At 46.2% G+C, this 26989-nt stretch carries 23 protein-coding genes; 2 read left to right on the top strand and 21 right to left on the bottom strand.

Translation table 11 applies throughout. The features are described from left to right. Nucleotides 1-25 precede the first annotated feature (25 nt). On the top strand, nucleotides 26-1381 hold the full coding sequence (locus tag FS818_RS21515) for an allantoinase (RefSeq protein ID WP_145334545.1): 1356 nt from the start codon (nucleotides 26-28) through the stop codon (nucleotides 1379-1381). A gap of 116 nt (nucleotides 1382-1497) precedes the next feature. On the opposite strand, the gene argH is transcribed toward FS818_RS21515, so the two are convergent. From argH to argC, 7 genes are all read right to left on the bottom strand, one after another. Next, nucleotides 1498-2901, bottom strand: coding sequence for an argininosuccinate lyase (argH, locus tag FS818_RS21510; RefSeq protein WP_111269132.1), 1404 nt, complete (start codon nucleotides 2899-2901; stop codon nucleotides 1498-1500). 106 nt (nucleotides 2902-3007) lie between these two features. Further along, nucleotides 3008-4243 (bottom strand): argininosuccinate synthase, encoded by a 1236-nt coding sequence (locus FS818_RS21505; RefSeq protein WP_090922968.1) that lies wholly within the window; start codon nucleotides 4241-4243, stop codon nucleotides 3008-3010. Between the two features lie 90 nt (nucleotides 4244-4333). Further along, nucleotides 4334-5299 (bottom strand): ornithine carbamoyltransferase, encoded by a 966-nt coding sequence (argF, locus tag FS818_RS21500; protein ID WP_145334542.1) that lies wholly within the window; start codon nucleotides 5297-5299, stop codon nucleotides 4334-4336. A gap of 161 nt (nucleotides 5300-5460) precedes the next feature. Beyond that, a complete protein-coding gene (locus tag FS818_RS21495) occupies nucleotides 5461-6714 on the bottom strand; it encodes an aspartate aminotransferase family protein (protein WP_145334540.1) in 1254 nt (417 codons plus the stop codon). Nucleotides 6715-7075: 361 nt separating this feature from the next. Next, nucleotides 7076-7858: an acetylglutamate kinase gene (gene argB / locus FS818_RS21490; protein ID WP_145334639.1), complete on the bottom strand. Its 783-nt coding sequence runs from the start codon at nucleotides 7856-7858 to the stop codon at nucleotides 7076-7078. Between the two features lie 444 nt (nucleotides 7859-8302). Then, nucleotides 8303-9541 carry a bifunctional glutamate N-acetyltransferase/amino-acid acetyltransferase ArgJ gene (gene argJ, locus FS818_RS21485; protein ID WP_145334538.1) on the bottom strand — a complete coding sequence of 413 codons (1239 nt, stop codon included), beginning with the start codon at nucleotides 9539-9541 and terminating at the stop codon, nucleotides 8303-8305. A gap of 144 nt (nucleotides 9542-9685) precedes the next feature. After that, entirely contained in the window at nucleotides 9686-10735 is a 1050-nt protein-coding gene (argC, locus tag FS818_RS21480) for an N-acetyl-gamma-glutamyl-phosphate reductase (RefSeq protein ID WP_145334536.1), read from the bottom strand. 377 nt (nucleotides 10736-11112) lie between these two features. Here argC and cls point away from each other — a divergent pair, with 377 nt between their 5' ends. Then, on the top strand, nucleotides 11113-12561 hold the full coding sequence (cls, locus tag FS818_RS21475; protein WP_145334534.1) for a cardiolipin synthase: 1449 nt from the start codon (nucleotides 11113-11115) through the stop codon (nucleotides 12559-12561). Between the two features lie 340 nt (nucleotides 12562-12901). On the opposite strand, the gene FS818_RS21470 is transcribed toward cls, so the two are convergent. The 14 genes from FS818_RS21470 to flgL all read right to left on the bottom strand — a co-directional run bounded on the left by FS818_RS21470 (nucleotide 12902) and on the right by flgL (nucleotide 26980). Next, a complete protein-coding gene (locus FS818_RS21470; protein ID WP_145334532.1) occupies nucleotides 12902-13810 on the bottom strand; it encodes a YitT family protein in 909 nt (302 codons plus the stop codon). 126 nt (nucleotides 13811-13936) lie between these two features. Next, nucleotides 13937-15050 (bottom strand): peptide chain release factor 2 gene (gene prfB, locus FS818_RS21465; RefSeq protein ID WP_145334530.1). Its coding sequence is split into 2 segments (ribosomal slippage): nucleotides 13937-14977 and nucleotides 14979-15050, totalling 1113 coding nucleotides; the frame shifts between segments, so codons are not numbered across the junction. Between the two features lie 331 nt (nucleotides 15051-15381). Continuing rightward, on the bottom strand, nucleotides 15382-17886 hold the full coding sequence (gene secA / locus FS818_RS21460; RefSeq protein WP_145334528.1) for a preprotein translocase subunit SecA: 2505 nt from the start codon (nucleotides 17884-17886) through the stop codon (nucleotides 15382-15384). Between the two features lie 739 nt (nucleotides 17887-18625). Continuing rightward, complete coding sequence (gene hpf, locus FS818_RS21455; protein WP_145334526.1) at nucleotides 18626-19189, bottom strand: ribosome hibernation-promoting factor, HPF/YfiA family; 564 nt, start codon at nucleotides 19187-19189, stop codon at nucleotides 18626-18628. Nucleotides 19190-19606: 417 nt separating this feature from the next. Next, entirely contained in the window at nucleotides 19607-19804 is a 198-nt protein-coding gene (locus tag FS818_RS21450; protein WP_024631599.1) for a cold shock domain-containing protein, read from the bottom strand. Nucleotides 19805-20055: 251 nt separating this feature from the next. Beyond that, nucleotides 20056-20391 carry a flagellar protein FliT gene (gene fliT, locus FS818_RS21445; protein ID WP_145414114.1) on the bottom strand — a complete coding sequence of 112 codons (336 nt, stop codon included), beginning with the start codon at nucleotides 20389-20391 and terminating at the stop codon, nucleotides 20056-20058. Next, on the bottom strand, nucleotides 20384-20776 hold the full coding sequence (gene fliS, locus FS818_RS21440) for a flagellar export chaperone FliS (RefSeq protein WP_145334522.1): 393 nt from the start codon (nucleotides 20774-20776) through the stop codon (nucleotides 20384-20386). Before fliS ends, fliT begins: the two co-directional genes overlap by 8 nt. A 32-nt stretch (nucleotides 20777-20808) precedes the next feature. After that, a complete protein-coding gene (gene fliD / locus FS818_RS21435; protein WP_145334520.1) occupies nucleotides 20809-22386 on the bottom strand; it encodes a flagellar filament capping protein FliD in 1578 nt (525 codons plus the stop codon). A 17-nt stretch (nucleotides 22387-22403) separates the two neighbouring features. Beyond that, nucleotides 22404-22790, bottom strand: coding sequence for a flagellar protein FlaG (locus FS818_RS21430; RefSeq protein WP_145334518.1), 387 nt, complete (start codon nucleotides 22788-22790; stop codon nucleotides 22404-22406). 130 nt (nucleotides 22791-22920) lie between these two features. Next, nucleotides 22921-24552, bottom strand: a complete 1632-nt coding sequence (locus tag FS818_RS21425) for a flagellin N-terminal helical domain-containing protein (RefSeq protein WP_145334516.1) — start codon at nucleotides 24550-24552, stop codon at nucleotides 22921-22923. A 144-nt stretch (nucleotides 24553-24696) separates the two neighbouring features. Beyond that, complete coding sequence (csrA, locus tag FS818_RS21420; RefSeq protein WP_145334514.1) at nucleotides 24697-24942, bottom strand: carbon storage regulator CsrA; 246 nt, start codon at nucleotides 24940-24942, stop codon at nucleotides 24697-24699. Then, the gene (gene fliW, locus FS818_RS21415; RefSeq protein WP_145334512.1) at nucleotides 24943-25371 is read right to left on the bottom strand and encodes a flagellar assembly protein FliW; all 429 of its coding nucleotides are present in this window, start codon (nucleotides 25369-25371) and stop codon (nucleotides 24943-24945) included. Nucleotides 25372-25475: 104 nt separating this feature from the next. Continuing rightward, entirely contained in the window at nucleotides 25476-26045 is a 570-nt protein-coding gene (locus tag FS818_RS21410; RefSeq protein ID WP_145334510.1) for a DUF6470 family protein, read from the bottom strand. Between the two features lie 14 nt (nucleotides 26046-26059). Next, on the bottom strand, nucleotides 26060-26980 hold the full coding sequence (flgL, locus tag FS818_RS21405; protein WP_145334507.1) for a flagellar hook-associated protein FlgL: 921 nt from the start codon (nucleotides 26978-26980) through the stop codon (nucleotides 26060-26062). Nucleotides 26981-26989: the final 9 nt, after the last annotated feature.

Here is a 26989-nt window from a genome sequence, read left to right as displayed (position 1 = left end):
TCACCAAAAAGAGAGAGGGATGAATATGGAACATTATGATCTGATCATACGTAACGGGAGCGCGGTGTTGCCAGAAGGTGTTGCACAAGTCGATATCGGCGTGAAGGATGGCAAGATTGCGGCGATTGCCTCCGCACTTGAAGGCGAAGCAACACACGAATGGAATGCCACCGGACAGCATATACTCCCAGGCATGATTGATGTGCACGTGCATTTCAGCGAACCAGGAAGAGAGCACTGGGAAGGCTTTACTACCGGATCAGCGATGATGGCAGCAGGTGGATGCACGACCTTTTTCGATATGCCGCTAAACGGAATCCCCTCGACAGTCACGGAAGAGGCACTGCTGGAGAAGGCACGCATCGGTAACGAAAAATCTCTCGTTGATTTTGGCCTCTGGGGCGGACTCGTGCCTGGTAACGAAGATGATCTGCAACCGTTAGCTGAATCTGGCGTAATTGGCTTCAAAGCCTTCTTATCTACCACTGGTAATAAAGAATTCGAAGCTGTAGACGACATGACACTGCTGACAGGTATGAAAAAGATTGCCGCTCTCGGCAAAATTCTGGCTCTGCATTCGGAAAGCGCGGCAATAACGAACTGGCTGAAAGCTGAAAAGGAAGCGGCAGGACTCGTCAGTGCCGATGACTATCTGGAGACAAGGCCAATCCTCGCCGAAGTCGAGGCGGTTGAACGTGCACTCTACTATTCCGAAATTACAGGATGCGCCCTGCATTTTGTTCATATCAGTTCCGCAGCAGCCGTGGCTAAAATCGAGGCGGCAAAAGCCCGCGGCATGAATGTCACGGTAGAAACTTGCGCACATTACCTGCTCTTCAACCACGATAGTCTGCGTGAAAAAGGGACTATCGCCAAATGTGCTCCTCCCCTGCGTGAGGCGGATGAACAGCAGCGACTGATCTCCCTCCTGGCAGAAGGTAAATTCGATATGCTGTCTTCCGATCATTCACCATGCCCTTACGATATGAAAGATCCGAAAGATTATAATCTATTTCAGGCATGGGGTGGAATCAGTGGTGGACAATTCACACTGCTCTCTGCACTCGAACTTGCGTTAGCCCACAACATTCCATTAGAGCACGTCGCTGCTTGGACAGCTTTGAATCCGGCAAGACGTTTTGAACTTGCAGATCGCAAGGGCATTATCGCCATCGGAATGGACGCAGACCTTGCTATCGTAAATCTGAATGAAGCATTCACCGTGACGGAAGAAAACTATTATGCCAAGCATAAACAGAGCCTCTATATCGGACATACTTTCCCGTCGAGTCTGGCAGGTACAATCGTCCGCGGACATGTGGTTGTGCAGGATGGCAAGGTGCTACCTTCTATAAACGAAGGTAGCTGGCTGAAGCCTTAATTTAAGATAATAGGAAGCACACAAAAGAAGCATGTCAGAGATTCGTCTCTCGAACATGCTTCTTTTTTATTCTTTTTCTTCTTTTTGAGTCCTAACCCTGGATTGTGGCCTAAGCCTTAACCCCGATTTTCAATCCACTGCTCGGTTGCCCCGAGCACCTTCTCGCTGCGAGCAATAGCCTCAGCTACTTGACCCGATGCCGTACCGCCATATACGTTACGAGCATTGACTACCGCTTCGGGCTGCAATACATCATAGATGCGGTCATCAAACAGCGGTGAAAATTGTTTGAATTCATCAATCGTCAGATCAAGCAGATATTTGCCGTTCTGGATGCAGTACAATACGGTTTTACCAATCACTTCATGGGCTTGACGGAAAGGCAGACCCTCACCTACGAGGAAATCCGCGATGTCCGTTGCATTGGAGAAGTCCTGGTTTACCGCTTGACGCATACGATCCTTGTTCACTTTCATCGTAGCGATCATCGGAGCAAATAACTGAAGCGCCCCTTCAAGTGTTGCTACCGTATCAAACATGCCTTCTTTGTCTTCCTGCATATCCTTGTTGTAGGCCAGCGGAAGAGATTTCAGCACGGTCAGCAATCCGATCAGATTGCCGTATACACGTCCCGTTTTACCACGAACCAGCTCAGGCACATCCGGATTTTTCTTTTGTGGCATAATGCTGCTGCCTGTGCAGAACGCATCATCCAGCTCTACAAAACCAAACTCCGTGCTGCTCCATAGCACCAATTCTTCGCTCAAACGGGACAAGTGAGTCATGATCAGGGAAGCGGCCGCCAGGAACTCCACGATGAAGTCACGGTCACTTACCGCATCCAGACTATTCTCGTACACTCCATCAAAACCAAGCTGTTCCGCTACAAAATGACGATCAATCGGGAATGTTGTTCCTGCAAGCGCCCCTGCACCAAGCGGCAGTACGTTAATGCGTTTGTAGCTGTCCATCAGACGCTCCGCATCACGCTGGAACATCGATACGTATGCCATCAAGTGGTGTGCAAACAGAATTGGCTGTGCACGTTGCAGATGGGTATATCCCGGTACAATCGTATCCAGATTGTCTTTAGCTTGTCCGATCAACGCTTCCTGCAAAGCATGCAACATGCCGACAAAACCAACGACACGCTCACGCAGATACAAGTGCATATCGGTTGCCACCTGGTCATTCCGACTGCGGCCTGTATGCAACTTACCGCCGACAGGGCCAATCGTTTCAATCAGGTTTTTCTCAATGTTCATGTGGATGTCTTCATCCGATACGGAGAATTCCACTTCACCTGCACGGATTTTATGCAAAACGGTAATCAGGCCTTCTTTGATCGTTTCCACATCTTCTGCCGGCAAAATACCGCATTTCCCCAGCATCGTCACATGGGCCAAACTGCCTTGAATATCTTCTTCCGCCAATGCTTTGTCAAAATTGATGGATGCGGTATATTCTTCAACCAGATGGTTGGTTTGCTTCGTAAAACGTCCTCCCCACAGTTTGCTCACAGTGAGTATCCCCTTTCGCTCATGGACAAAGCCGCCCCTGCCAGAATGTGCAAGAACGGCCTGCCTTGTCAGTAATTATGATATAGCGTGACACACACGCCGTGAATTATTTTTTGTTTTGCTCCACACCGGAATGTACTTTCAAACGCAGTGCATTCAGGCGGATAAAGCCTGTTGCATCGCCTTGATCATAAGCTTCAGATGGATCAGCTTCCATGGTAGCAATGTCCGGATTGTACAGGCTGACAGGACTTTTCACTCCTGCGCCGATGACATTGCCTTTGTACAGCTTCACACGAACCGTACCCGTTACGTTCTTCTGGCTTTCCGTTACCAGGGCTTGCAACGCCAGACGTTCCGGTGCAAACCAGAACCCATTATATACGAGTGTGCTGTAACGTGTAATCAAGCTGTCACGCAGGTTCATCACTTCACGGTCCATCGTAATGGATTCCATTTTGCGATGTGCAGTGAACAAGATTGTTCCACCTGGTGTTTCGTATACGCCGCGACTCTTCATGCCGACAAAACGGTTCTCTACCATATCTACACGGCCAATACCGTGTTTGCCGCCCAGTTCATTCAATTGCTCCATCACTTGCAACGGGCTCAGACGCTCGCCGTTCAAGGCAACACAGTCGCCTTGTTCAAACTCCAGTTCAAGGTATTCCGGTTGATCTGGCGCATCCTCAGGTGCGCTGCTCAGCAGGAACATGTCTTTGTTCTCATCCGCGCTCGGATCGAACCAAGGATCTTCAAGCACACCGCTCTCATAGCTGATATGTAGCAGGTTGCGATCTGTAGAGTACGGTTTCGCCGCAGAAGCGGTAACCGGAATGCCATGTTTTTCAGCGTAAGCGATCATTTCTGCACGTCCCGGGAACTGATTGCGGAACTCTTCCAGACGCCAAGGCGCGATCACTTGAATGTCCGGTGTCAGTGCAGCTGCGTTCAACTCAAAACGAACCTGGTCATTTCCTTTACCCGTAGCGCCGTGAGCGATCGCTGTAGCACCTTCTGCACGCGCGATATCCACCATACGTTTAGCAATAAGCGGACGCGCGATACTTGTACCGAGCAGGTATTGACCTTCATAAAGGGCACCTGCCTGGAACATGGGATAGATGAAATCTTTGGCGAATTCGTCGCGCAGATCATCGATGTATACTTTGGAAGCGCCCGTAGCGAGTGCTTTTTCTTCGAGTCCGTCGAGTTCATCCTTCTGACCGATATCCGCGGTAAACGCGATAATCTCTGCATCATACGTTTCTTTCAGCCATTTCAAAATTACAGATGTGTCTAATCCGCCGGAATAGGCGAGTACGATTTTTTCCTTAGCCATGTGATATGGTCCTCCCCAAGATCAATTACTATATTGCATCTATCATCGCCAAATTGGCGTGTAAAATCAACCCATTGCCGCAAATCGCGACTATTCGCTCATCAAAGCGGCCATCAGTGCTTTTTGTGCATGCAGACGGTTCTCTGCCTGATCAAAGATCAGCGAGTTCGGGCCGTCAATGACACCTGCGCTCACTTCTTCACCGCGGTGTGCTGGCAGGCAGTGCAGGAACATGTAGTCAGGCTTGGCACCTTTCATCAATTCCTCATCGACTTGATATGCCGCAAACGCCTGCTCACGAATCTTTTGCTCTTCTTCAAAGCCCATGCTCGCCCATACATCCGTATACACAATATCGGCATCTTTCACGGCTTCCTGCGCACTGTAGGTCACAAGTACTTCTGAGCCACTCTCCTGTGCAATCGCACGGGCCTGCTCCACCACGGCGCTGTCCGGCTCATACCCTTCGGGTGTTGCCACGGCAACGTGCATCCCCATTTTCGCTGCGCCCAGCATCAGAGAGTGTGCCATGTTGTTACCATCGCCGACATAAGCCATTTTCAGACCCGCCAGTTTGCCTTTATGCTCCAGCACGGTTTGGAAATCTGCTAATACCTGACATGGATGCGCTGCATCGCTAAGGCCGTTAATCACCGGAACATCCGCATGTTCTGCCAGTTCAATCACATTATGGTGTCCAAACGTACGGATCATGATGCCGTCGAGGTAACGAGACAGTACTTTGGCTGTATCATGCGTCGTTTCGCCGCGTCCCAGCTGAATGTCGTTTTTGCTCAGGAACAGCGCGTGTCCACCCAATTGGAACATACCCACTTCAAAGGATACACGCGTACGTGTGGATGATTTTTCAAAAATAAGTCCGATCGTTTTGCCCTTCAGGGGCTGGAACGGTACACCGCCTTTTTGCTTGCCTTTAATCTCAATCGCTAGATCCAGCAGGTAACGAATTTCTTCTGCTGTATAATCCGTGAATTCGATGAAATCCCGGCCTCTCAAATCAATTTTCTGAACTTTTTCTGTGTGCTGTACTGCCATTGTTGATTCCTCCTCATTTCCGGTTCCCTGCACCCGCATGGGCAGAAGTTTTACACCACTTCTGCGCTTGAGCACCATGCGGCTACAGGGATTCTTTCACTTTAATCTGCGCCGGGGGCCGTGATGGCCCCGGTCCAGTACATTATTTTATCATCAAGGGATCAAGCTTTCGCCGCTACATGCTCCTCAATCAACGTCGCCACCAGGGACACAGCCTCATCGATCTCTTCTTTACTTACATACAGGTTAGGGAGCAAACGAATCACATTTGGCCCAGCCGATACAAACAAAATGCCGCGTTTCTGTCCTGCCAGTACGATATCACCAATAGGCTCCGCGCACTCAATACCTACCAACAAGCCCATACCGCGCACTTCTTTCACAAACGAGTTGCCAGCCAGACGATTGCGCAAGGACATCATCAGATAGTCGCCCATCTCCGCTGCACGCTCCGGCAAACGATCTTCCAGCATCGTCTCAATCGTCGCAATAACAACGGAGGATGCAAGCGGTGTGCCACCAAATGTCGTTGCATGGCTACCCGGTGTAAATGCATCACGCAGGAACCCTTTACCGAGCATTGCGCCAACAGGGAACCCACTGCCAATGCCCTTCGCAACGGTGAACACGTCCGGTTCCACACCATAATGCTCGTGAGCAAACAACTTGCCTGTACGTCCCATGCCTGTCTGCACTTCGTCCACGATCATGAGCAATCCGTGTTCGTCACACAGTTTTCGCACATGCTTCACAAATTCCGGCTCCACCGGATGTACTCCGCCCTCAGCCTGAACCATCTCCAGCATAATCGCTGCGGTCTTCGGTCCAATCGCTGCTTCGAGCGCAGGAATATCATGCAATGGCACCGTTACAAATCCAGCTGGCAGTGGCAAAAATCCCTCTTTCACCTTATCCTGTCCGGTTGCTGTCAGTGTTGCCAATGTCCGTCCATGGAACGATTGAGCAAAGGTAATCACTTCATACCGATCTTCACCTTTCACCTTCTGCTGATAACGACGTGCTACTTTGATCGCCGCTTCGTTCGCCTCAGCACCGCTGTTGCAGAAAAAGACCGCGTCCGCGCAGGTGTTGGCTGTCAGCAAAGCTGCTGCCTTTTCCTGTCCTGGAATCTGGAACAGGTTAGATACGTGCCACAGCTCATCGATCTGAGCTTTCAACTTCGCTCCGACTTTCTCTGGTGCATGGCCCAGGCTCGTTACAGCAAGTCCACACATGAAATCGAGATAGCGGTTCCCCTGATCGTCCCATAACCAGCTGCCTTTACCTTTGACCAAGCTAATGGGATACCGTGCATACGTTTGAAAAAGTGAGCTTTCCGTCTGTGCCGTTGCACCTGTTGCCGTTGCCCCCGCTACGGCTGTGCCAGAACCTGGCTGTTCGTTGCCTTTTGCCATGACCATATCACTCCTCGTCGATTCGTACACGCATAAGGTGAATCCAGAACATAACACTGGCCACTCCGGTTCCAAAATCATCTTCAAGCTCTTATCGCACCAACCACTCCGATGACAGAATAACCTTTCAATCGCTGTTATCCCCAGATTTTTTTGATTCCCTTTCCTAAAGGGAAAATCCGGTGATAAAGGCGAGCGCTTCGCTTTTCCAGGTTTAATTCTGTCCTCTTCGTTATGCTCTATCGCTTTCAGGTCTGTACTGAACTCTTCGTTATTGTGTTATGAAGATTCATAAAAACGCCGTGTACAAATTCTTTTTTTTATAATTAAAAAAAACTAAAATCTGAACTTCGTGTTACATCTACTGCATTCGGATAATTCGTGTACCGATCGTCTCGCCGCCAAGCACACGGCTCAGGATCTGCGGTTCGCTACCGTCCACGATAATAACCTCGCGCACCTCGCCGTGGATACACGCAATCGCTGCGCGAACCTTCGGGATCATGCCACCGTAGATTTCGCCGGTTTGAATCATATCCTCGATCTCCTGAACGGATACGGATGACAGTACTTTTTTCTCGCCACCCATCGTCTTCATAATGCCCGGTACGTCTGTCACAACGATCATTCGACTAACGCCTAGATGAGAAGCCACTGCTCCTGCAGCCGTATCGGCATTAATATTGTAGCGCTGTCCGCCCGCATCTACACCTACCGGTGCAATAACAGGCATATAACCCATATTCACGATGCCTTGAATAATCTCCGCTTTGACGCTTGTTACATCACCAACCCAGCCGATTTCGGCATGGTTTGCTACGGGTTTTGCTTGGATCAGACCGCCATCCACACCGGATACGCCCAAGGCCTGACCACCTACACGCTGGATCAGACGTACGATCTGTTTGTTAATGCTACCTGCCAGCACCATTTCGACAACATCCAGTACAGGTTCGGTAGTCTTACGCAAACCATTCACAAATTCGGTTTCGATCCCAAGCTTCGCCAAATTATCGGAGATTGCCGGGCCGCCGCCATGAACGATGACCGGGCCGTTTCCCGAGGACTGCAAATCACGCAGATCCGCAAAGAAAGACTCTGGCAATGCAGCCAGCGTACTGCCTCCACATTTCATCACAAACATCTGTTTTTCCGTACCTGCTTCCGTTGCAGTAGTGCCGTTAGGCAATGTTGAATTCACGAGGCAAGGCTCCTTCCTTATGGAGTTATAGAGGATTAACACCTACACATAAAAGATGCAGATAAACGCCGGCCGTTCCAGATTCGGATCGTTCTTTCGATCGCCGTTGTCTCCAGGTTTTTCTGTTTCCCCTTTTCCAAAGGGAAAACCCGGAGACAAATGCGAACGCTCCGCTTCTACAGAATCGATTCCGCCTCTTCCACTACATTCGTTTATTTTTATATTTAAAAGTTTAATCCTTATAAACATTTTTACATCTATGATGGTACGCAGCTTTCTAAAAGATGACGCTGCAAGATCAAGAGCTGTAATACCGTTCAGGTACTTTAAAACTTCAAATGTGTCCGGTCAGGAATACGTCAATTTATACCCATGGTATATCATCGATTACGTACGATACGCGGCGTTAATGCGCACATAGTCATATGTCAGGTCGCATCCCCACGCTACAGCTTTGCCTTCACCGTGATGCAGGTCCACTACAATGCGTACCGTATCCGTCTGCAAGTATGCCAGTGCCGCTTCTTCATCAAACACAACAGGACGAGACTGAGCGAGCACGGAGATGTCTCCAAGACGGATATCTACCGTATCCGGGTTCACTGGCTGGCCTGCACGGCCTACGGCAGCAATAATCCGTCCCCAGTTCGCGTCAGCACCAAACATCGCGGATTTCACCAGGCTTGAACCGATTACGGTTTTGGCAATGGCTTGTGCAGATTCATCGCTAACCGCACCCGTCACTTCCACTTCCACCAGCTTGGTTGCTCCTTCACCATCCCGAGCAATTGCTTTGGCAAGCACTTGGCATACATATGTGAATCCAGCCGCAAATGCATCCCAATCCGGATGATCCATCGTCAGCTCTTCATTGCCTGCATAACCGCTGGACATCGCTACAAGCATATCGTTTGTGCTGGTATCCCCGTCTACAGTAATCATGTTAAACGTATGGTTGGTTGCCTGGCGCAGCAGGCGCTGCAACGCTTCTGCCCCGATGACCGCGTCCGAGGTCATAAATGCCAGCATGGTGGCCATATTCGGATGGATCATCCCCGAGCCTTTGGCCGCTCCCGCAATCGTTACCGTCTTGCCGCCGACAACGACGGAGACGCAAGCTTCTTTTTTCACCAAATCCGTAGTCAGAATCGCTTGTGAAAATTGTTCTGCTTCGTTCGTTTCTTTGCCGAGCTGTTCAGGAAGCGCCTTGATGCCCGAATGCACCGCATCCATCTTGAGCAGTTCTCCGATGACACCTGTGGATGCCACAGCCACGTCCTCTTCAGCCACGCCCAGTTCACGAGCCGCTGCCGCACGCATCGCATACGCATCCTCTTCACCCTGCTGTCCTGTACATGCATTGGCATTACCGCTATTTACAATCACAGCCTGCAAACGTCCGTTGCTCAGGCTTTCCCGAGTGACTTTGAGCGGCGCAGCCTGAAACACGTTCGTCGTGTACACCGCTGCAGCTGTCGCAGGGATATCGCAACGAATCGCTCCGATGTCGTTGCGTGATGTTTTTTTCAGACCGCAGTGCAGTCCTCCTGCCGAGAATCCGCCCGGCGTAACAATGGTTCCATTTTCAACCACGGTAAAAGCTTGATGCTCCACTTTTGTTCCCATATCATATCCCCCGTATGCGTTCAGCCATATGCTGATGAACCGCCTGCTTCAACTGAGATTACCCCAACTGCTACCCATACTTTATGACTTTCAAATGAAACCCGCTTCTTCGTGCTTCCCCTGCGATGTTCATTCGTCACACGCTTATGGATATACTGGTGTCATGTTCAGCCCGAGGTTTTCCTCCCATCCCATCATCAGGTTCATATTTTGAATCGCTTGCCCGGATGCACCCTTCACCAGGTTGTCGATCACCGAAATAATCGTCAAACGCCCGGTACGCGGGTCTACCGAAAATCCGATGTCACAATAGTTCGATCCAGCCACTTCTTTCGTCGATGGCCAAATGCCCGGTTCACGCACACGTACAAAAGGTCTGTTTTCATAATACTTACGATATAAGTCCACAATCTCCTGATCACTATGGTCACCCGTCAGCTTTGCATACATCGTACTCATAATGCCGCGTGTCATAGGCACAAGCTGTGTTGTAAAAGTCACGGTCACCGGGCTTCCCGTAATGTTGCCGAGAACTTGCTCGATCTCAGGGATATGCTGATGTTTATTCAACTTGTACGCTTTAAAATTTTCATTCATCTCTGCGTAATGGTTGGTCAGACTCGTTCCGCGCCCTGCACCCGATACGCCTGATTTCGCATCAATAATGATGGTCGATGGATCAATCCATCCCGCTTCCACCGCAGGAATCAGACCTAGCAGCGTAGCTGTCGGATAACAGCCCGGGTTGGATATAAAATCTTTACCCTTCACTTTATCTCCATACACCTCAGCCATACCGTATACGGCCTTCTCCAGCAATTCTGCTGACGGTGCAGGGTGTTTATACCATTGCTCATACACCGATCCGTCTTTCAAACGGAAATCACCCGACAGGTCGATCACTTTCAGTCCTGCTTCCAGCAGACTCGGTACGAGCTTCGCGCTTACGCCAGACGGGGTCGCGGTGAATACGAGATCTGCACGACTTGCAATCTCTGCCGGATCGACTCCGTCGAGTGGCCTGCGAATCACGTCCGTCAAATGCGGAAACCCATCGGCGATGGACTCCCCGCTGCTCGATGAAGAGATTACCGATGTAATTTCAACTTGCGGATGATTCTGGAAAAAACGAATCAGTTCCACCCCGCCGTAGCCGGTGGAACCGACGATTGCCACTCTTAATTTGTTATTCACTCTCGCTCCCCCAATCCTGTTGTATGCGCTACTTGTGCCATGCTCAAGGCTCTCTGAATGATGACGAGAAATTGTGCAAACATCTCGTTCATACGTATCATCAAAGCTCAAGCAGACAATTCCGTCGCTTCTATGCATATTTGTGTATTATTATACGACTCTAGTTATATAAATACAACCATCTATCATGAATTTAACACGGATTTCCAACAATTCCGAACGATATCTTTTTACCTTAGGGACGAACAAGGTTTCTTCTGTTAAAATACATAGTAGAAGGAAACATTACATACAGAGTCTCGTTCATACATACACCTTCTCTGAATGGTTACATTGAACTGGACTCCGAAGGTCATTATGAGACATGGGGGACTAAAGTGCATATCGAATCCATATTACTTATTGTGCTCCTGGGACTGAATATTATCTTCGCTGCCGCAGTCGTTTTCTTTGAACGCAAGGATGCCAGTGCTTCCTGGGCTTGGCTGCTGGTACTGAACTTTATTCCGGTCTTCGGGTTCATCCTTTATCTATTGACGGGTCAGAATCTGACTCGTTATCGTCTCTTTCAATGGAAAGAGCGCAAGAAGCTTGGCTTGGAGGAACGAATCGAGGCGCAGCTTGCCCAGTTGCAGGATAATCGTACTCCTTTCTCCAACAAGGCAACAGAAAACAGCCAGGACATGATTTATATGAACCTCAAACAAAACGGGGCCCTCCTGACAGAGCATAACGCCGTTGAGATCATCACCGATGGAACAGATAAGTTCCAGCGGCTTCTGGATGACATCGAGGCGGCACAAGATCATGTGCATGTGCAATATTACATCTACCGTGGGGATAGTCTTGGCAAAAGAATTCGGGATGCGCTGATCCGCAAAGCACGCGAAGGCGTGAAGGTACGCCTGCTCTATGACGCGCTTGGCTCGCGGCGGGTTAGAAATCGCTTTTTCAAAGAACTACGCGAAGCGGGTGGACTTGTTGAAGTCTTTTTCCCATCCAAATTCAGCCTGATTAACCTGCGGATGAATTACCGCAACCACCGTAAGATCGTTATCATTGATGGTAATCTCGGTTATACTGGCGGGTTCAACGTCGGGGATGAATATCTCGGGCTCAATTCCAAATTCGGCTATTGGCGCGATACTCACCTGCGTATAAGAGGGAATGCCGTGCATGCATTGCAAACCCGTTTCCTGCTCGACTGGAATGAAGCATCCAAACAGCATGACACACCTTACGTTCCCGCTCACTTCCCTCATATCGAGGGAACAGGCCATACCGCTATGCAGATCGTATCCAGTGGGCCTGACGCCGAGACTGAGCATATCAAAAACAGTTATCTCAAGATGATCAATGACGCCAAACAGTCCATTATGATTCAAACCCCATATTTTATCCCGGATGCCAGTGTATTCGAAGCTATTCGCCTCGCGTGCCTGTCAGGGATCGATGTTCGAATTATGATTCCGAATAAACCGGATCATGCCTTTGTTTATTGGGCCACATTGTCTTATATCGGGGAGTTGTTAAAGGTAGGGGCGAAAGCGTTTATCTACGATAATGGTTTTATCCATGCCAAAACGCTGATTATTGACAGTCTCGTTGCTTCCGTCGGCACGGCTAATATTGACTACCGCAGTTTCAGGTTAAACTTCGAAGTTAATGCCTTTATGTATGATGAGACGATTGCAACGGCGCTTGTACACACGTTTGAGCACGACCTGCATGTATCACGAGAGTTAACGCTGGAGGAGTATCAAAACCGCAGTCTGGTGATTCGTTTTAAAGAAGCGATTTCTCGTCTGCTATCTCCAATCCTGTAAACTCAGGCAGGGACCTATATAAATAACAGAACATGATCTCTACACAGACACTACGATGACAGAATAATCTTCCAATCGCTGTTATCCCCAGATTTTTTAAATTCCCTTTACTAAAGGGGAAAATCCGGTGATAAAGGCGACCGCTTCGCTTCTACAGATTTTTTCTGTCATCTCCGTTGATGTGTAAATTTTAGTTAGTTTGGTTGTTTTGCTTATATAGGAAAGCCTGCCTAGTCTAGCATATATCCTAAAAAATAAAAGCAGAACCTTCCTTCCCCGTAATCGGGGTAAAGAGAGGTTCTGCCTTTTTTATATCTACCTCAAGCTTTTATAGCTTAACTTAAATATGCTCACCGCGCTTAAAACCTTCACCAAGCACCTCATGCGCATTACTAATGATGACAAACGCACCCGGGTCCACAGACCGGATCAGCGCTTTCAGTCTCGGCACTTCATTTTGCCCAACGACAACCATCAGCACGGTTCGCTGGTCATCCGTATATCCACCTTTGGCCTCCAGCTTGGTCAGACCGCGATCCAGATCGGCCAGAATGACTTTGGTAATCGGTTCTGTCTGGTTAGAGATAATATACGCCACCTTCGAGTATCCCAGTCCCATCTCCACGGCATCGATAACTTTACCCGTAACGTACAACCCGATTAACGCATACAGAGACTGCTCCAGCGACAGCACAAAGGCTGCCAAAATAATGACGATTGCATCCATGATGACAACACATAGCGAGTAACTGAACCCACTGTATTTTTGCACAATGCGAGCCAGAATACTCATGCCCCCGGTTGAGCCTCTCCCCCGGTACACAATTCCAATCCCAAGCCCCACACCAATGCCCCCATACAGAGAGCCGAGCAACGGATTCGCCGTTGGAATCTCCCAATGACTCGTCAAATATACAAAGAGCGGCAACACAATGCTTCCAAGGATGGAACGCACGCCGTACTGTTTACCAATCAACAGGAAACCTGCAATTAATAACGGGATGTTAATCGCCCATTGGGTATATGCCGGTTCCCAGCCCAACCACTCGTCTCCGAGGATAGATAAACCCGATACACCGCCTGAAGCGATCTGATTGGGCAATAGAAATAAATTAAAGGCTACGGCAATCAAAAACGAACCGACAATAATAAACAGGGTATCGATGATGTTCCGCCACGGCCCATTCAGGGGAATGAAGGTGGTTAACCTTTTTTTACGATGAGGATATGAATGTTGTTGCTCTTGCATGTTGTCGCGCTCTCCTTTTATATAACAGTTCCATACTCTTCTTTACATTTCTTAAAATTGTTCAAAAAAAAGCCCCTGTATACACCAGCATGCGCCTCAGCGCACGGGTCCATACAGGAACTTGAATTAATCGTTTTCTACTTTAATTTGGCTACGCAAATAACCGTCGATGAATGCATCGAGGTCGCCGTCCATCACTGCTCCTGTATTACCTGTCTCTACGCTTGTACGGTGATCCTTTACCATACTATAGGGATGGAATACATAGGAGCGAATCTGGCTTCCCCACGAAATATCCGACTGATCCCCTCGGATTTCGTCCAGTTCTTTTTTCTGCTCTTCAATTTTGCGCTCATACAATTTGGAACGAAGCATCGTCATCGCACGCTCACGGTTTTTGATCTGTGAACGTTCGTTCTGACAGGTTACTACCACTCCGGTCGGTATATGTGTAATCCGTACAGCCGAGTCCGTGGTGTTAATGTGCTGTCCACCCGCACCGCTCGCACGATACGTATCGATCTTAAGGTCTTCGGTACGAATGTCGATCTCGATCGTATCGTCGATCTCCGGCACCACATCACAAGATACGAAGGATGTATGTCTGCGGCCTGATGAGTCAAAAGGAGAGATCCGCACCAGACGGTGAACCCCTTTCTCTGCTTTCAGATAACCGTATGCGTTATGCCCTTTGATGGACAACGTCACACTCTTGATTCCCGCTTCATCACCCGGAAGATAATCCAGTACCTCAACCTTGAAGCCCCGTTTCTCTGCCCAGCGCGTGTACATACGGAGCAGCATCTGACCCCAGTCTTGCGACTCGGTACCACCAGCACCTGGATGAAGCTCCAGAATCGCATTCATCTTGTCATAAGGCTGATTCAGGAGAAGTTGCAATTCAAACTCTTCCAGCTTGCCCACAATTGCAACGACACTGTTGCCAATCTCGGTAGCAAGCTCTTCGTCGCCTTCTTCATCGGCCAGCTCAGCCATCATCAATGCATCGTCATAATCCTGTTGCAACTTCGCATACTGATCTACCGAACCTTTCACTGCATTCATCTCCGCAATGACGGCTTGCGCTTTTTCATTGTCATCCCAGAAGTCCGGAGCTGACATCTTCTCTTCGAAGTTCTCAATCATCTCTTGCTTGAGATCTAAGTCAAAGAGACCCCCTAAGGTTTGTTAATTTCTTGCCTATTTCACGCAGGTCCTGCTTCACGCTTGGATCAATCATGTGCAATTCCTCTTTTCATTAAGATAAGCTCCCCGCCTCCGGGAAGTTCAATGATCAAGATCAAGTCTGGGAACCAATATACCGTGAGGCTTGCGCATACTGTTACCAGCAGGCACGTCAGTCCTCAATCAGCATCATATGATTATTCATATGCACCGATGATCGGTTATGCATCCTTCACTTTATCTTATTGAACCCCCGGCTGCAAGGAGCCGTATAAGTCAAACGATATAATTTTAACTAGATAAGCTGAACTCAAAATTTTACGCAATCCACTCACTTATCTAGTTGATATTACTTGTGGCACTTGGATAAAAGAAATGAACGAAAACTACTCCTGACCATGACAGTGTTTAAACTTTTTGCCACTGCCACACGGACATGGATCATTACGGCCGATTTGGTCAGAAACTTTCACCGGACGTTTCTCGGCAGGCTCACCGCTTGTCGAGATCTGACTCTCGTCCACTACGGCCTGACGCTCCTGGTTGCTTTCGATCTGTGCTTTCATCACATACGTCGCCACTTCTTCCTGGATCGAAGCGATCATCTGATGGAACATCTCGAAGCCTTCGAACTGGTACTCACGAAGTGGGTCTGTACCGCCGTATGCACGGAGGTGGATACCTTGGCGCAATTGATCCATCGCATCAATGTGATCCATCCACTTGCTGTCTACCGCACGAAGCACAACCACTTTTTCGAACTCACGAACCATCTCTTCACCGATACGTTCTTCACGGGCATTGTACTTGTTCTGTACTTTCTCGAACAGTTGCTCAATGATCTCTTCGGCTTCTTTGCCCCACAGATCATCTTTGGTGATGGAGCCTTCATCCAGCAATTTGCTGTTCATGAAGTCCGCAACCTCTTGCAGCTCCCAGTTCTCTGGAATCTCGTCACTGCAATGCGCTTCAACGATGCGTTCAATGGAAGGTTTGATCATATCCATAACGATTTGTTTAATATTTTCAGACTCCAGTACCTCACGACGCTGTTTGTAGATGATCTCACGTTGTTGGTTCATGACATCATCATATTGGAGTACCACTTTACGTACGTCAAAGTTATTCCCTTCAACCCGCTTCTGCGCAGATTCTACAGCGCGCGTAATCATGCGGCTCTCGATCGGTTGATCTTCTTCAAAACCAAGACGCTCCATCATATTAAGCACGTTGTCTGCACCGAAACGTTTCATCAATTCATCGCCCAGCGACAGGTAAAACTGTGTGGAACCCGGGTCACCCTGACGTCCTGCACGACCACGCAACTGGTTATCGATCCGGCGTGATTCGTGGCGCTCTGTACCGATGATATGAAGGCCGCCAACTTCAGCCACGCCTTCACCCAAAATAATATCTGTACCCCGACCGGCCATGTTGGTTGCAATCGTTACTGCACCCGCTTGACCCGCACCGGAGATAATTTCAGCTTCTTCCGCATGGAACTTCGCGTTCAAGACCTGGTGTCTGATGCCGCGACGTTTCAGCATATCCGATAGACGCTCCGAGTTCTCGATGGATACCGTACCCACCAGAACCGGCTGGTTTTTGCTGTGACGTTCCACGATTTCTTCTACAACCGCTTTGAACTTGCCATCAATGCTCTTGTACACCACATCCGCCATATCATTCCGTTTGTTAGGACGGTTTGTTGGAATCTGTAGAACTTCAAGTCCATAGATTTTCTTGAACTCTTCTTCTTCCGTTTTCGCTGTACCTGTCATACCCGCAAGCTTGCGGTACATCCGGAAGTAGTTCTGGAATGTGATTGTTGCCAGCGTCATGCTCTCGTTCTGAACCTCAATGCCTTCTTTCGCTTCGATCGCCTGGTGCAATCCATCACTGTAACGGCGACCAGCCATCAGACGGCCTGTGAACTCGTCTACGATCATGACTTCTTCATCCGTAACGACGTAATCTACATCACGACGCATAATCACGTTAGCTTTCAGCGCCTGTACAATGTGGTGGTTCAGCGTCACGTTGGCATGGTCATACAGGTTTTCGATGCCAAAGGCTTTCTCTGCTTTCGCTACGCCGCCCTCTGTCAGCGCTACGGATTTCACTTTGATATCCACTGTAAAATCTTCTTCGGGTACAAGTCGTTTCACAAAACGGTCCGCTGCATAATACAGATCGGTCGATTTCTGTGCTTGTCCCGAAATGATCAAAGGTGTACGTGCCTCATCGACGAGGATCGAGTCTACTTCGTCAATGATACAGAAGAACAATGGACGTTGTACCATTTGCTCTTTGTACAGCACCATGTTGTCACGAAGGTAGTCGAACCCGAATTCATTGTTTGTACCATACGTAATGTCACATGCATATGCATGCTGCTTCAATGCATGGTCCATACCGCTGAGGTTAACCCCAACCGACATGCCCAGGAATTCATAGATTTGTCCCATCTCCTGGCTATCCCGTTGCGCCAAATAGTCATTGACTGTGACTACGTGTACACCTTTGGACATCAATGCATTCAAATATACCGGCAGTGTTCCTACCAGCGTTTTACCTTCACCCGTTTTCATCTCAGAAATACGGCCTTCGTGCAGCGCAATCCCGCCCAGCATTTGTACATCATAATGACGTTTGCCCAGTACGCGGCGTGATGCCTCACGTACGGTTGCAAATGCTTCAGGAAGAAGTTCATCCGTCGTTTCTCCCTTTTCAATCCGGGCACGGAATTCATCCGTTTTGCCTTTCAACTGCTCATCAGACAATGCCTGAAATTGTGGTTCCAGTTTATTGATCACATCGACCGTCTTCATCAGACGTTTCACATCACGCTCGTTCATGTCTCCGAAGATCTTTTTGACAAGTCCTAACATGGTATACCCCTTTCGTGCAAAACAGAATAGACCCCCTGCTGCCGCCATGCGACACCATCGGATGGATTATTCATCCATTTCCCCCTGAGGGTAACAAACAAAAACATATGAGATGAATCAACTCCAGGCTTGCCACAGTTACTCATGAAGCTGATCGTATTCACCCGTCTCTGGTTTATGAAATACATGCCAGAATTCGAGCTATTGAATCATGTTCATGGTGCTGTGTCTGTCATTGATTATGATTAGCGATCATTCGTTGACAATTCCTCATCAGGACAATGATTCTCTTTGCATAAATTGTAACAGTTTGTAAGGGTCGCCGCAACACGCCATAGCAGACTTCTTTGAACTTCGATCCCCGTATAAACCGAGTTTTAGTGCAAAAAATCATAGTCGTTATCGGAAGTGACAAACAGAGTGTTTTATTTCCCGAGATGTTGCAAGGATCAATCAATCATTTGTGGGAAATATGGAATTTAATATCAAAATTCCATTTAGATTTTATAATTCTACTTTTATTTTGATTTTCCTGCTAACTTCTATTCTATTAGACGCAATAATACAGCGAATAGTTTCATCATTTTATTTCCATATTCCCATAAAGTCGCTAAGCACAAAAGAGCCCCATCCCTTGGAGGATGGAAGCTCTTGTTAGGTTCAATTCAGGAAGCTTAGGCTCCTGCTTATATTCAATACTAGGGCGTTCTATTCAATTGAAGCGATACTATAAGTATACTTAACCTTGCTCAATCAAGCCATACTTGCCATCGTTCCGTTTGTAAACCACGCTTACTTCCTCATTCTCGATGTTGGAAAATACGAAGAAGTTATGACCAACCATGTTCATCTGGAGGATTGCCTCTTCCACATCCATTGGTTTTAACATAAAACGTTTCGTACGTACAACTTCCAAATCATCGTCATCCGTATCCGTGTCCGGTTCGGCAGTAGCCACTGTGCCTGACGGATCTTCTACGAAGAGGGTCTTCAGGCTGCCTTCCTGACGGAATTTACGGTTAATTTTCGTTTTGTGTTTGCGAATTTGACGCTCCAGCTTGTCCACAACGGCGTCAATGGATGCGTACATATCATCGCTCTCATCTTCGGCACGGAGCACAAAGCCCTTCAAAGGAATCGTCACCTCAACTGTATGCAAGCCTCTAGTTGTGCTCAGTGTAACGGCACCGTCAGAGGTAAGGGGTGCATCGAAATACTTCTCGAGTCTACTCAACTTTTTGTCGACATAATCTTTCAAAGCTTCGGTAACCTCGATTTGTTGACCTCGAATACTTAAATTCATAGGGCACTCCTCCTTTATCTTTGCCACTTCATTATAACACGAATGTAAGCGCCATGTAAAAACTCCCGGTGACTGAATAATGACATCTGCTCCAGTCACATCAACCAATGTAGGTTTAACGCCATATTTCGTGATTTTTCGCCATTTTCGAGCAAAATCACAGATTTAACTGGATTGTACATCGGGCGCTTGATCATCTATTTAACCGTTTTTGAGGTTACTCAATCTGTTATGTAGAACTAGCTTATGCTGACCCTTAAGTTGCCCCCGTTTTGTCCGGTAATGGAGGGATCAACTTGCCTATATTTTAAACTCTATCAACACAAAAAAAGACCCCGGATCACCGGAGTCTGATGCTAGCGATAATTCAATTTGGAAACCATCTAACCATATATGTAGGTCGGATTGTCCGGATGATTATAATTTGATTACGTTAGCTGCTTGCGGTCCACGTGCGCCTTCGACGATGTCGAATTCTACGGATTGACCTTCTTCCAAAGTTTTGAAGCCTTCGGATTGAATTGCGGAGAAGTGTACGAATACGTCGCCGCCGTCTTCAGTCTCAATGAAACCGTAACCTTTTTCTGCGTTGAACCATTTTACTTTACCTTGCATGCACTAACATTCCCTTCGTCATCAAATGAAGTGAAGCTCTGGCCAAGACCCTAGCCCACAACTCAGATGATATCACCTAATCTTATCCATTGTCAATTGGTAAAGAAAATGTTTTATTGGTATTTTTTGTAGATTTATAGGGAGAAATGTTGAACGAATAGGAATAATCTTTATAAAAATAAAAAAAGAATGCAACATATCTCGTTCAGATATCTGCATTCTATTATAACTTACTAGTACCTTTTTTAGTATTAATTTCTACGATCCATTAACATACTATCAGGCGCATAGGCAGCTTCGTAAACATTTCTCTGCTTCTTTGCCTGATTACGTTTTTGAAGCCAATCCTGAGCCTCCAGACGAAGGAAATTCATGCGTTGAAGCAGGACTGTGTCATAAGTCAAAATACGATGAACTTCATTCTTTTGTCGAGCATTTAGAGGACTGCTCTCACTATTCAAAAGTATAGTATCTATGATACGTTGCCGTTCCTCCACAAAGGATTCCAATTCTTCATATGAGGTTTCTTCAATCCGGTCAATAATATGTTCTGTCATCGTGGACAACTGCTCCAATAAATTATCCATGAGCACTTTCAGTCTGTGCGGAGGCCAATTTAGATGCTTGCACCCAAGTCTCTCTCAGCTCTGTCAAATACCCGATTGCTTCTTCGGCTTTTTCTGGATTTTTGCGAATGTTGGCTTCAATCAGCAAATAATTCGTATATTCGTAGAGAGCAAACAAATTCTTGGACACATCGAAAGACTGATCCAATGTAGACATTAATTCGCTTATAATCGTCTGCGCTTTGCCCAGATGAAGATTGGCTTTTTCAATATCTTGACTATTTAAACCTTCAAGTCCAATCTTCGCAAAGCGAATTGCTCCATCATATAACATAATAACCAATTGCGCTGGTGTAGAAGTTTGTACCGAAGATTGACGATATTTTTCGTAAGGAGATTTAATCAAATTAGGTCACCTTCTATTATGGAATTTCTCTATTATCCGGCAGTAGAGAATAGGCTAGACGACTGTGAACTAAGTTTATTCATGGCTGTTTCCATAGCAGTAAACTGTTTGTAATAACGTGTCTCGGTATCTTCCAAAATACGAAGCATATTAGAAATACGACTATTGTACTCTTTCAGTTTCTTACCCATGACACTTTCTTCTTTATAACTCACCGTAAGATCAGCAGTAAATTTACTTGTACCTACACGGGTTACCAGGCTATCTAATGACGTCGAAATCTTATCAGCCAATTTATCAAATATTCCATTGTTAGCTTCTTTTCCAGTCCCTTGGAACAAATCAACTGCTTTTTGAGGATTTTCTGTTAAAGCCTTTTTTAGTACAACCTCGTCAAGTATAATTTTACCACCGGAGTTGTATGGTCCCATTGTAATCCCTAGATCAGCTAATGCCACTACTTGACCTGATATAATCTCCCTCATATTAGAGAGAGCAGATCGCAAGATATCATCATTTTTCAACAAACCGCTTTTGGCTTTATCCGTCCAATTCGTAATATCGGTATCTTTCATCTCTTTTTTCTGTTCATCCGACAATGGCTTGAAATCACGATACTTGGTTTCGTCTAGTTTTGTATTTAATAATGAGATTAAGTTATTATAATCCTCTACAAAACTTTTAATGGTTTGCACTGCGGTTTCGGTGTCACTTGATGTTGTAATCGTCACCGGAATATCTTTGGTTGAGTCCGTTGGATCAGCAGTTGTTTTCTGTAGAGTAAGTTGTACACCGTTAATGGTAACCGTATTGCTTTTATCCGTGTAATCTCTACCGTTTACATTAAACTTGGCATCTACAGCAGCCGTAGTTTTGTACTTGTCCGGACCATCGGTAGCCGAGTTATATTTTTGGTTAAACAGATCCAAGGCACTATTGTCATCTGTAGCCACAATCTCAGCTTTGCCATCCGTGCCACTTGTTTTTGAATTAATAATTAATTTACCCGTAATTTCATCATATTTTGCGGTTACATTCGCTTTAGCATTACCATTGATTGTTGCGATCATCGTAGCAATGGAAGTTGCACCATTAAATAAAGATTTACCGTTGTTATCAACAAAGCTTTCACCGTTAATGGTGAGTTTAAACTCTTTTTCCGCTAATGCCTTACGATCATCGTCTGTCATTGTGGCTGGATCAAAACCTGGAGTCTTCATCAGTTCTAAATCACCAAGTGTTTTAGTGTTAGGCACAGGATTCGCCAAGCCAAACGTTTCAACTGTTTTCTTCGTTGCTAGTTGCGTGATACTGACCTTCATATCAATCCCGTTGGCTGAAGCCGACGCATCAGCTTTCAGAGCGTCGGTATTCCCACTCAAAACTGCTTTCTGTGTGTTTAAGGCTGCACTTTTACCATATTTATCGACCAATTTATTAGTACGAAAATCAACAAACTTGCTGTTAATTTCTCTATAGCTATCCCGCTTCCATTCCAAAAGCTGTTTTTCCTGATTCAGTTTATCCAGCGGAATGCGTTTGGCGGTCATCAAACTCTTCACCATGCTGTCTACATCCATACCGGAAAAACCATTAATCCGTGTAACCATTCAATCCCTCCTAATTGTTATATTTTTTCATCAACCAGTATTCCTGCAATTTCCATCATTTTCGCTACCAAATCTAATGTTTGTTCTCGTGGAATCTCTCGAATCAGTTCCCCGGTATCCTTATTCATCACTTTTACCATAATATCATGAGTCTTTTCGTGAACACTAATTTCCAAAGTCGTCTCCGGTCCCTGAAGGGATTGCACAGCTCGTTCAATCGTTTTGATCAGTTGCTCATCCGCAACCGAGATTTTGGCACCTTGACTCTCCATGGTACTGAGTTCCTTATAATTCTTAATAGCAGATGATGATGTTAATTCACTTGCATTTGGAACAGGAGCTACTTCTGGTCGCGGCTGTCCGTTTACTGAACCGGTTGCCGAGAAGGAAAACTGAACATTCATGTACTCGACCCTCCAAGAACGCTTGATTTATTATATATATCGGTCATAGCTCATCGTTATTTTAGGGAAATCCTAGCAAAACAAAAAAAAGCCCCGGAATAATCCGGAGCTTTTCGTTTGAAGTTGAGAATTAACGAAGCAATTGCAGAACGCCTTGTGGTTGTTGGTTCGCTTGAGCCAACATAGCTTGTGCAGCTTGTGCAAGGATGTTGTTCTTCGTTTGCTCCATCATTTCTTTAGCCATGTCAACGTCACGTACACGGGACTCAGCTGCAGTCAGGTTCTCGGAAGATGTGTTCAAGTTGTTGATTGTGTGTTCCAGACGGTTTTGAACCGCACCCAATTTAGCGCGCTCGCTGGAAACGGAGCTGATTGCTTTGTCCAAAGAAGTGATGGATGCAGAAGCACCAGCTGTTGTGGAGATATCCACGCTGGAGATGCCCAGTGCAGAAGAACGCATGTCATTAATACCGAAAGTGATACTTTGACCTTTGTTCGCACCAATTTGGAACGTCATTCCACCATTACCAGAAGCATCTGTTTGTGCTTGAGTCAAACCAAGATCTTTAACAAGGCTTGAACCTTCGGCTTCATTAAACTTCACTGGTCCGTTTGCACTAGTAATGGAGAAACGACCATCTTTTGCTTCAACAAAGACAGCATCTTTATCGATGAATCCATCTTGACCTTTAACAAGACCAGCGCTTGTGTTATAAGTGTCGATTGCTGCTCTGATTTTAGTTTGCATATCTGTTGCGACAGTTGTAGCATCAGAACCAGCTGCTAATGTATTCAAAGCTGCAGTTTTAAGCTTCACTCCATTGATTTCGAAGGAAAGTGCTTCTGCTGGTACTGTTTTAGCAAGCTGATCTTGACCTTTATTTGTTGTAGCAGCTGCATCAACAAATGTACCAAGGATTGTTGCGTTAGTAGTATCCAACTCGGAAGTTTGACCATTAGAGCCACTTTCAATCGTAAGTTTTCCGCCAGCTTCATACAATTTCACATTTGCTACATTTGTACCGTTAGCAGCGTTGTGGTCTGTGATAGCTTGGTTGATTACTCTCTCCATAGCTGCTTTAATATCTGATTTTTGGGAAGCTGTCATTGTTCCGCCAGTATAGTCTGTTTTCATCAGAGTTTTCTCTGCATCAGACAGACCTTTATCCCAATCGATCTCAATTTCTACTGTATCGATTTTGATTTTATCTTTTGTTGTCCAAGCGATACCGGCACCATCTACTGCATTAAAGTTTGTTTGACCTGTAAGTTTAGCAGCAGTTTGATTCAAAACTTTAGCACCGTTAGTAGAATCTGTTCCTACTACTGCGCCGTCTGTTTTCAAAGCACCATTCAGCAATTTCTTTGTATTGAACTCTGTAGTATCGCCGATACGGTCGATTTCGGATTTCAATTGTTTAACTTCATCTTGCAATGCTTTACGATCTTCTTCAGTGTTCGTACCGTTAGCGGATTGAACGGAAAGTTCACGTACACGTTGCAGGATGGAGTGAGTTTCGCTCAATGCACCCTCAGCTGTTTGAATCAAAGAGATACCATCTTGAGCATTTTTGGAAGCCATATCCAAACCACGGATTTGACCACGCATTTTTTCGGAGATAGCCAAACCTGCAGCATCGTCACCAGCACGGTTAATGCGAAGACCGGAAGACAATTTCTCGATATTTTTGCTAGTGTTAGCAGAGTTTACGCTCAGTTGGCGGTGAGTGTTCAACGCCGTAATATTGTGGTTGATAATCATTTGATATTTCCTCCCTGAAGATAAATTAGTTCCACATCCTTGTGGTAAACGCCGCGACATTAAGGTCGGCCGCCCTGCCGAAGCAGCGTCTAAATTATATATCGTCGGAAGGTGCGCAACTGTTTATAGCAAATTGGAATATTTTTAATCTTTTTTGATATCTGTGTTTCGCAGACGTTCCATAAAGGCTTCAATATTAGAAACTAGCGGAGTCGCTGATTCCCGATTGGCCTCTTGAATGGATGCATATACTTCTTGGCGGAATATATCTATATGTTTGGGTGCGGAAATCCCTATACGTACGGTGTCTCCCTCCACGGATAACACAGTGACTTCTATCTGATCTTGGATAATGATAGACTCGCCTTTTTTACGTGATAGTACCAGCATTTACACTCCACCTTTCACGGATTTAGCGTCATCTTCTGTCCAAATGAGGTGGCGTGTATTGTAGTCTGAATGATGTAGCACGACTTGTTTACCTAAACGTTGTTCAGGATTAAGCACGATCGGCGCAAGGAGATTCATGGTTGATTTGTTGGCTTGTGAGTGGATGGTGACCATAGAGTACACCGAGACTTGTTCTACGATTCCTAACTCCTCTTTATCTACCTCTGCCAGTTCAAAACTATAATCAGGCACAAACGTGAATGGGCTCACCAAAAGAAATGCCAGTTCCGGCTCTCGTGTCGATTGTAGATAGCTGAACGGGGTATCTTCCCAAGGAACTATGGCGAACTCTGTCTCTTCTTCAAAACCAGGCAAACCTTTCGGAAACTGATATACTACTTCCTCTTGAACTTCCAGTGATCCCCACATACTTGTTTGAATATAAATCGTAAACGCCTCCTTGGCGAAATTTTTATGCAAAAAAGCTGTAGATGTCTAAACTCAAGACGGTCTACAGCTCTACTCTATCGTATCTACAATCCGATATCTATGGCAGGCGGTGTATACTGTATGGATGCGTACTGTTTAACATAGATATCGAGCTTTCCCCGCTGGTACTCAATCTCCGGTTTATTTACAGTTACATTCATCTCGGAAACTGCAGGTGTAAAGCTAATATCCGGTGGTTGCGTATAAACTCTCGTTTTGACGTTCCCAGAAGAAGCAGGAGTACGTGTTTCCGGAAAGGGTCTGGCTTGCCAATCTCCGCCTATTATATTAGCTATTGTATTTCCGGGCTTATGGATAGCTGCCAAATCATTGCCTTGTTGAACTCGTTCACCCAAATTCTGTAAAAACATCTGTTGAATTCCCGAATAGATTCGTGCGTTCATATCAATCATATTGCCACCCGTATAGGCAGAAAAGGCTTCGCTTTGATCTACACTCAGTCTGATGGGATGACTCTCTATGGATAACTTCGCAGGTCTCGTATTCAGTTGCACATCTGCCTTCGGTTGACGAATGGAGAACTGCCCAGGATTGGCATCAATACTTAGCAGAGAAGGTGTAGTACGAATCTGTACGATTGGAAGAGTACTCATATATGACTCCCCTTTTATCTCAGAAAATCTACCAATGATGGCGAGATTATTTTAGCACCTACAGACAACGATGCATTATAGATATTTTCCTGAATTTTCGCTTTCATAGACAACTCTGCGATATCAGCGTCTTCAACCTTCGATTGCAAGTCAGTGAGATTAATACCTAGATCATCCAAGCGTCCCATCATCAGATCGACACGGTTAGTTTTGGCACCGATCTCCGAACGAATAGCCAGCATTTTGTCTGTACGACTGTCGATAAGATCTAACTGATTCGATAATTCTTTTTGATTCCCCTCAGTTAGAGCTTTCATAACATTGTTCACGATTTTGAACAAGTTGTCCTCTTCTGTTTCCGAACCAAAAACTTCATTTCCACTTACGTTAATCGGCAATTGCACGCTCTCGCCTACAATGAAATTAATTTTCCCGTTATCCGTCACGACGGATGCAGCGTTGGTTGTATCTAAAGTACCGTCGGGATTAGAAGGAAAGTCATAAGGTTTGACGTCATACGTCTCGCCATTAAAAATGTACTTCCCGTTAAGCTTACTATTCGAGATATCAATAAGCTGTTCCTTAAGTTGTTTAACCTCTTCATTAATACTATCCATTGCGGACTGAGGGTTCGTTCCAGTAGAGGCTTGGACTGTAAGTTCACGTAGACGTTGTACTACATTGCCTGCCTGATTCATTACGGTATCGTTGAATTCCAGCCAAGAGATAGCACTATCTACATTTTTTTGGTACTGATCGTTGGACGAAAGCTCTGCACGATAACGGAGGGAGTACGTGATACCTACCGGATCATCTGAAGGTTTATTAATTTTGCGGCCTGTTGCCAGTTGAGTCTGGGTGGTATTCATTTGCTGAGCATTCCGATTCAAGTTCATTAGCAGTTGTGAACCCAACATGTTATTTGTAATTCTCATGATCTGTTA

Source organism: Paenibacillus xylanexedens, assembly GCF_007680605.1.
Taxonomy (GTDB): domain Bacteria; phylum Bacillota; class Bacilli; order Paenibacillales; family Paenibacillaceae; genus Paenibacillus; species Paenibacillus xylanexedens_B.
Note: the sequence above shows the minus strand (reverse complement) of the source record. Positions and strands in the feature narration are given on the sequence as shown.

What these genes read in the sequence shown, in the direction of transcription:
- FS818_RS21515 (WP_145334545.1), top strand. Translation starts at nt 26, where the DNA reads ATGGAACATTATGATCTGATCATACGTAACGGGAGCGCGGTGTTGCCA.
- FS818_RS21505 (WP_090922968.1), bottom strand. Translation starts at nt 4,243, where the DNA reads ATGGCTAAGGAAAAAATCGTACTCGCCTATTCCGGCGGATTAGACACA.
- argF (WP_145334542.1), bottom strand. Translation starts at nt 5,299, where the DNA reads ATGGCAGTACAGCACACAGAAAAAGTTCAGAAAATTGATTTGAGAGGC.
- FS818_RS21495 (WP_145334540.1), bottom strand. Translation starts at nt 6,714, where the DNA reads ATGGCAAAAGGCAACGAACAGCCAGGTTCTGGCACAGCCGTAGCGGGG.
- argB (WP_145334639.1), bottom strand. Translation starts at nt 7,858, where the DNA reads ATGTTTGTGATGAAATGTGGAGGCAGTACGCTGGCTGCATTGCCAGAG.
- argJ (WP_145334538.1), bottom strand. Translation starts at nt 9,541, where the DNA reads ATGGGAACAAAAGTGGAGCATCAAGCTTTTACCGTGGTTGAAAATGGA.
- FS818_RS21470 (WP_145334532.1), bottom strand. Translation starts at nt 13,810, where the DNA reads ATGCAAGAGCAACAACATTCATATCCTCATCGTAAAAAAAGGTTAACC.
- secA (WP_145334528.1), bottom strand. Translation starts at nt 17,886, where the DNA reads ATGTTAGGACTTGTCAAAAAGATCTTCGGAGACATGAACGAGCGTGAT.
- hpf (WP_145334526.1), bottom strand. Translation starts at nt 19,189, where the DNA reads ATGAATTTAAGTATTCGAGGTCAACAAATCGAGGTTACCGAAGCTTTG.
- FS818_RS21450 (WP_024631599.1), bottom strand. Translation starts at nt 19,804, where the DNA reads ATGCAAGGTAAAGTAAAATGGTTCAACGCAGAAAAAGGTTACGGTTTC.
- fliT (WP_145414114.1), bottom strand. Translation starts at nt 20,391, where the DNA reads ATGGATAATTTATTGGAGCAGTTGTCCACGATGACAGAACATATTATT.
- fliD (WP_145334520.1), bottom strand. Translation starts at nt 22,386, where the DNA reads ATGGTTACACGGATTAATGGTTTTTCCGGTATGGATGTAGACAGCATG.
- FS818_RS21430 (WP_145334518.1), bottom strand. Translation starts at nt 22,790, where the DNA reads ATGAATGTTCAGTTTTCCTTCTCGGCAACCGGTTCAGTAAACGGACAG.
- FS818_RS21425 (WP_145334516.1), bottom strand. Translation starts at nt 24,552, where the DNA reads ATGATTATCAACCACAATATTACGGCGTTGAACACTCACCGCCAACTG.
- csrA (WP_145334514.1), bottom strand. Translation starts at nt 24,942, where the DNA reads ATGCTGGTACTATCACGTAAAAAAGGCGAGTCTATCATTATCCAAGAT.
- fliW (WP_145334512.1), bottom strand. Translation starts at nt 25,371, where the DNA reads ATGTGGGGATCACTGGAAGTTCAAGAGGAAGTAGTATATCAGTTTCCG.
- FS818_RS21410 (WP_145334510.1), bottom strand. Translation starts at nt 26,045, where the DNA reads ATGAGTACTCTTCCAATCGTACAGATTCGTACTACACCTTCTCTGCTA.
- flgL (WP_145334507.1), bottom strand. Translation starts at nt 26,980, where the DNA reads ATGAGAATTACAAATAACATGTTGGGTTCACAACTGCTAATGAACTTG.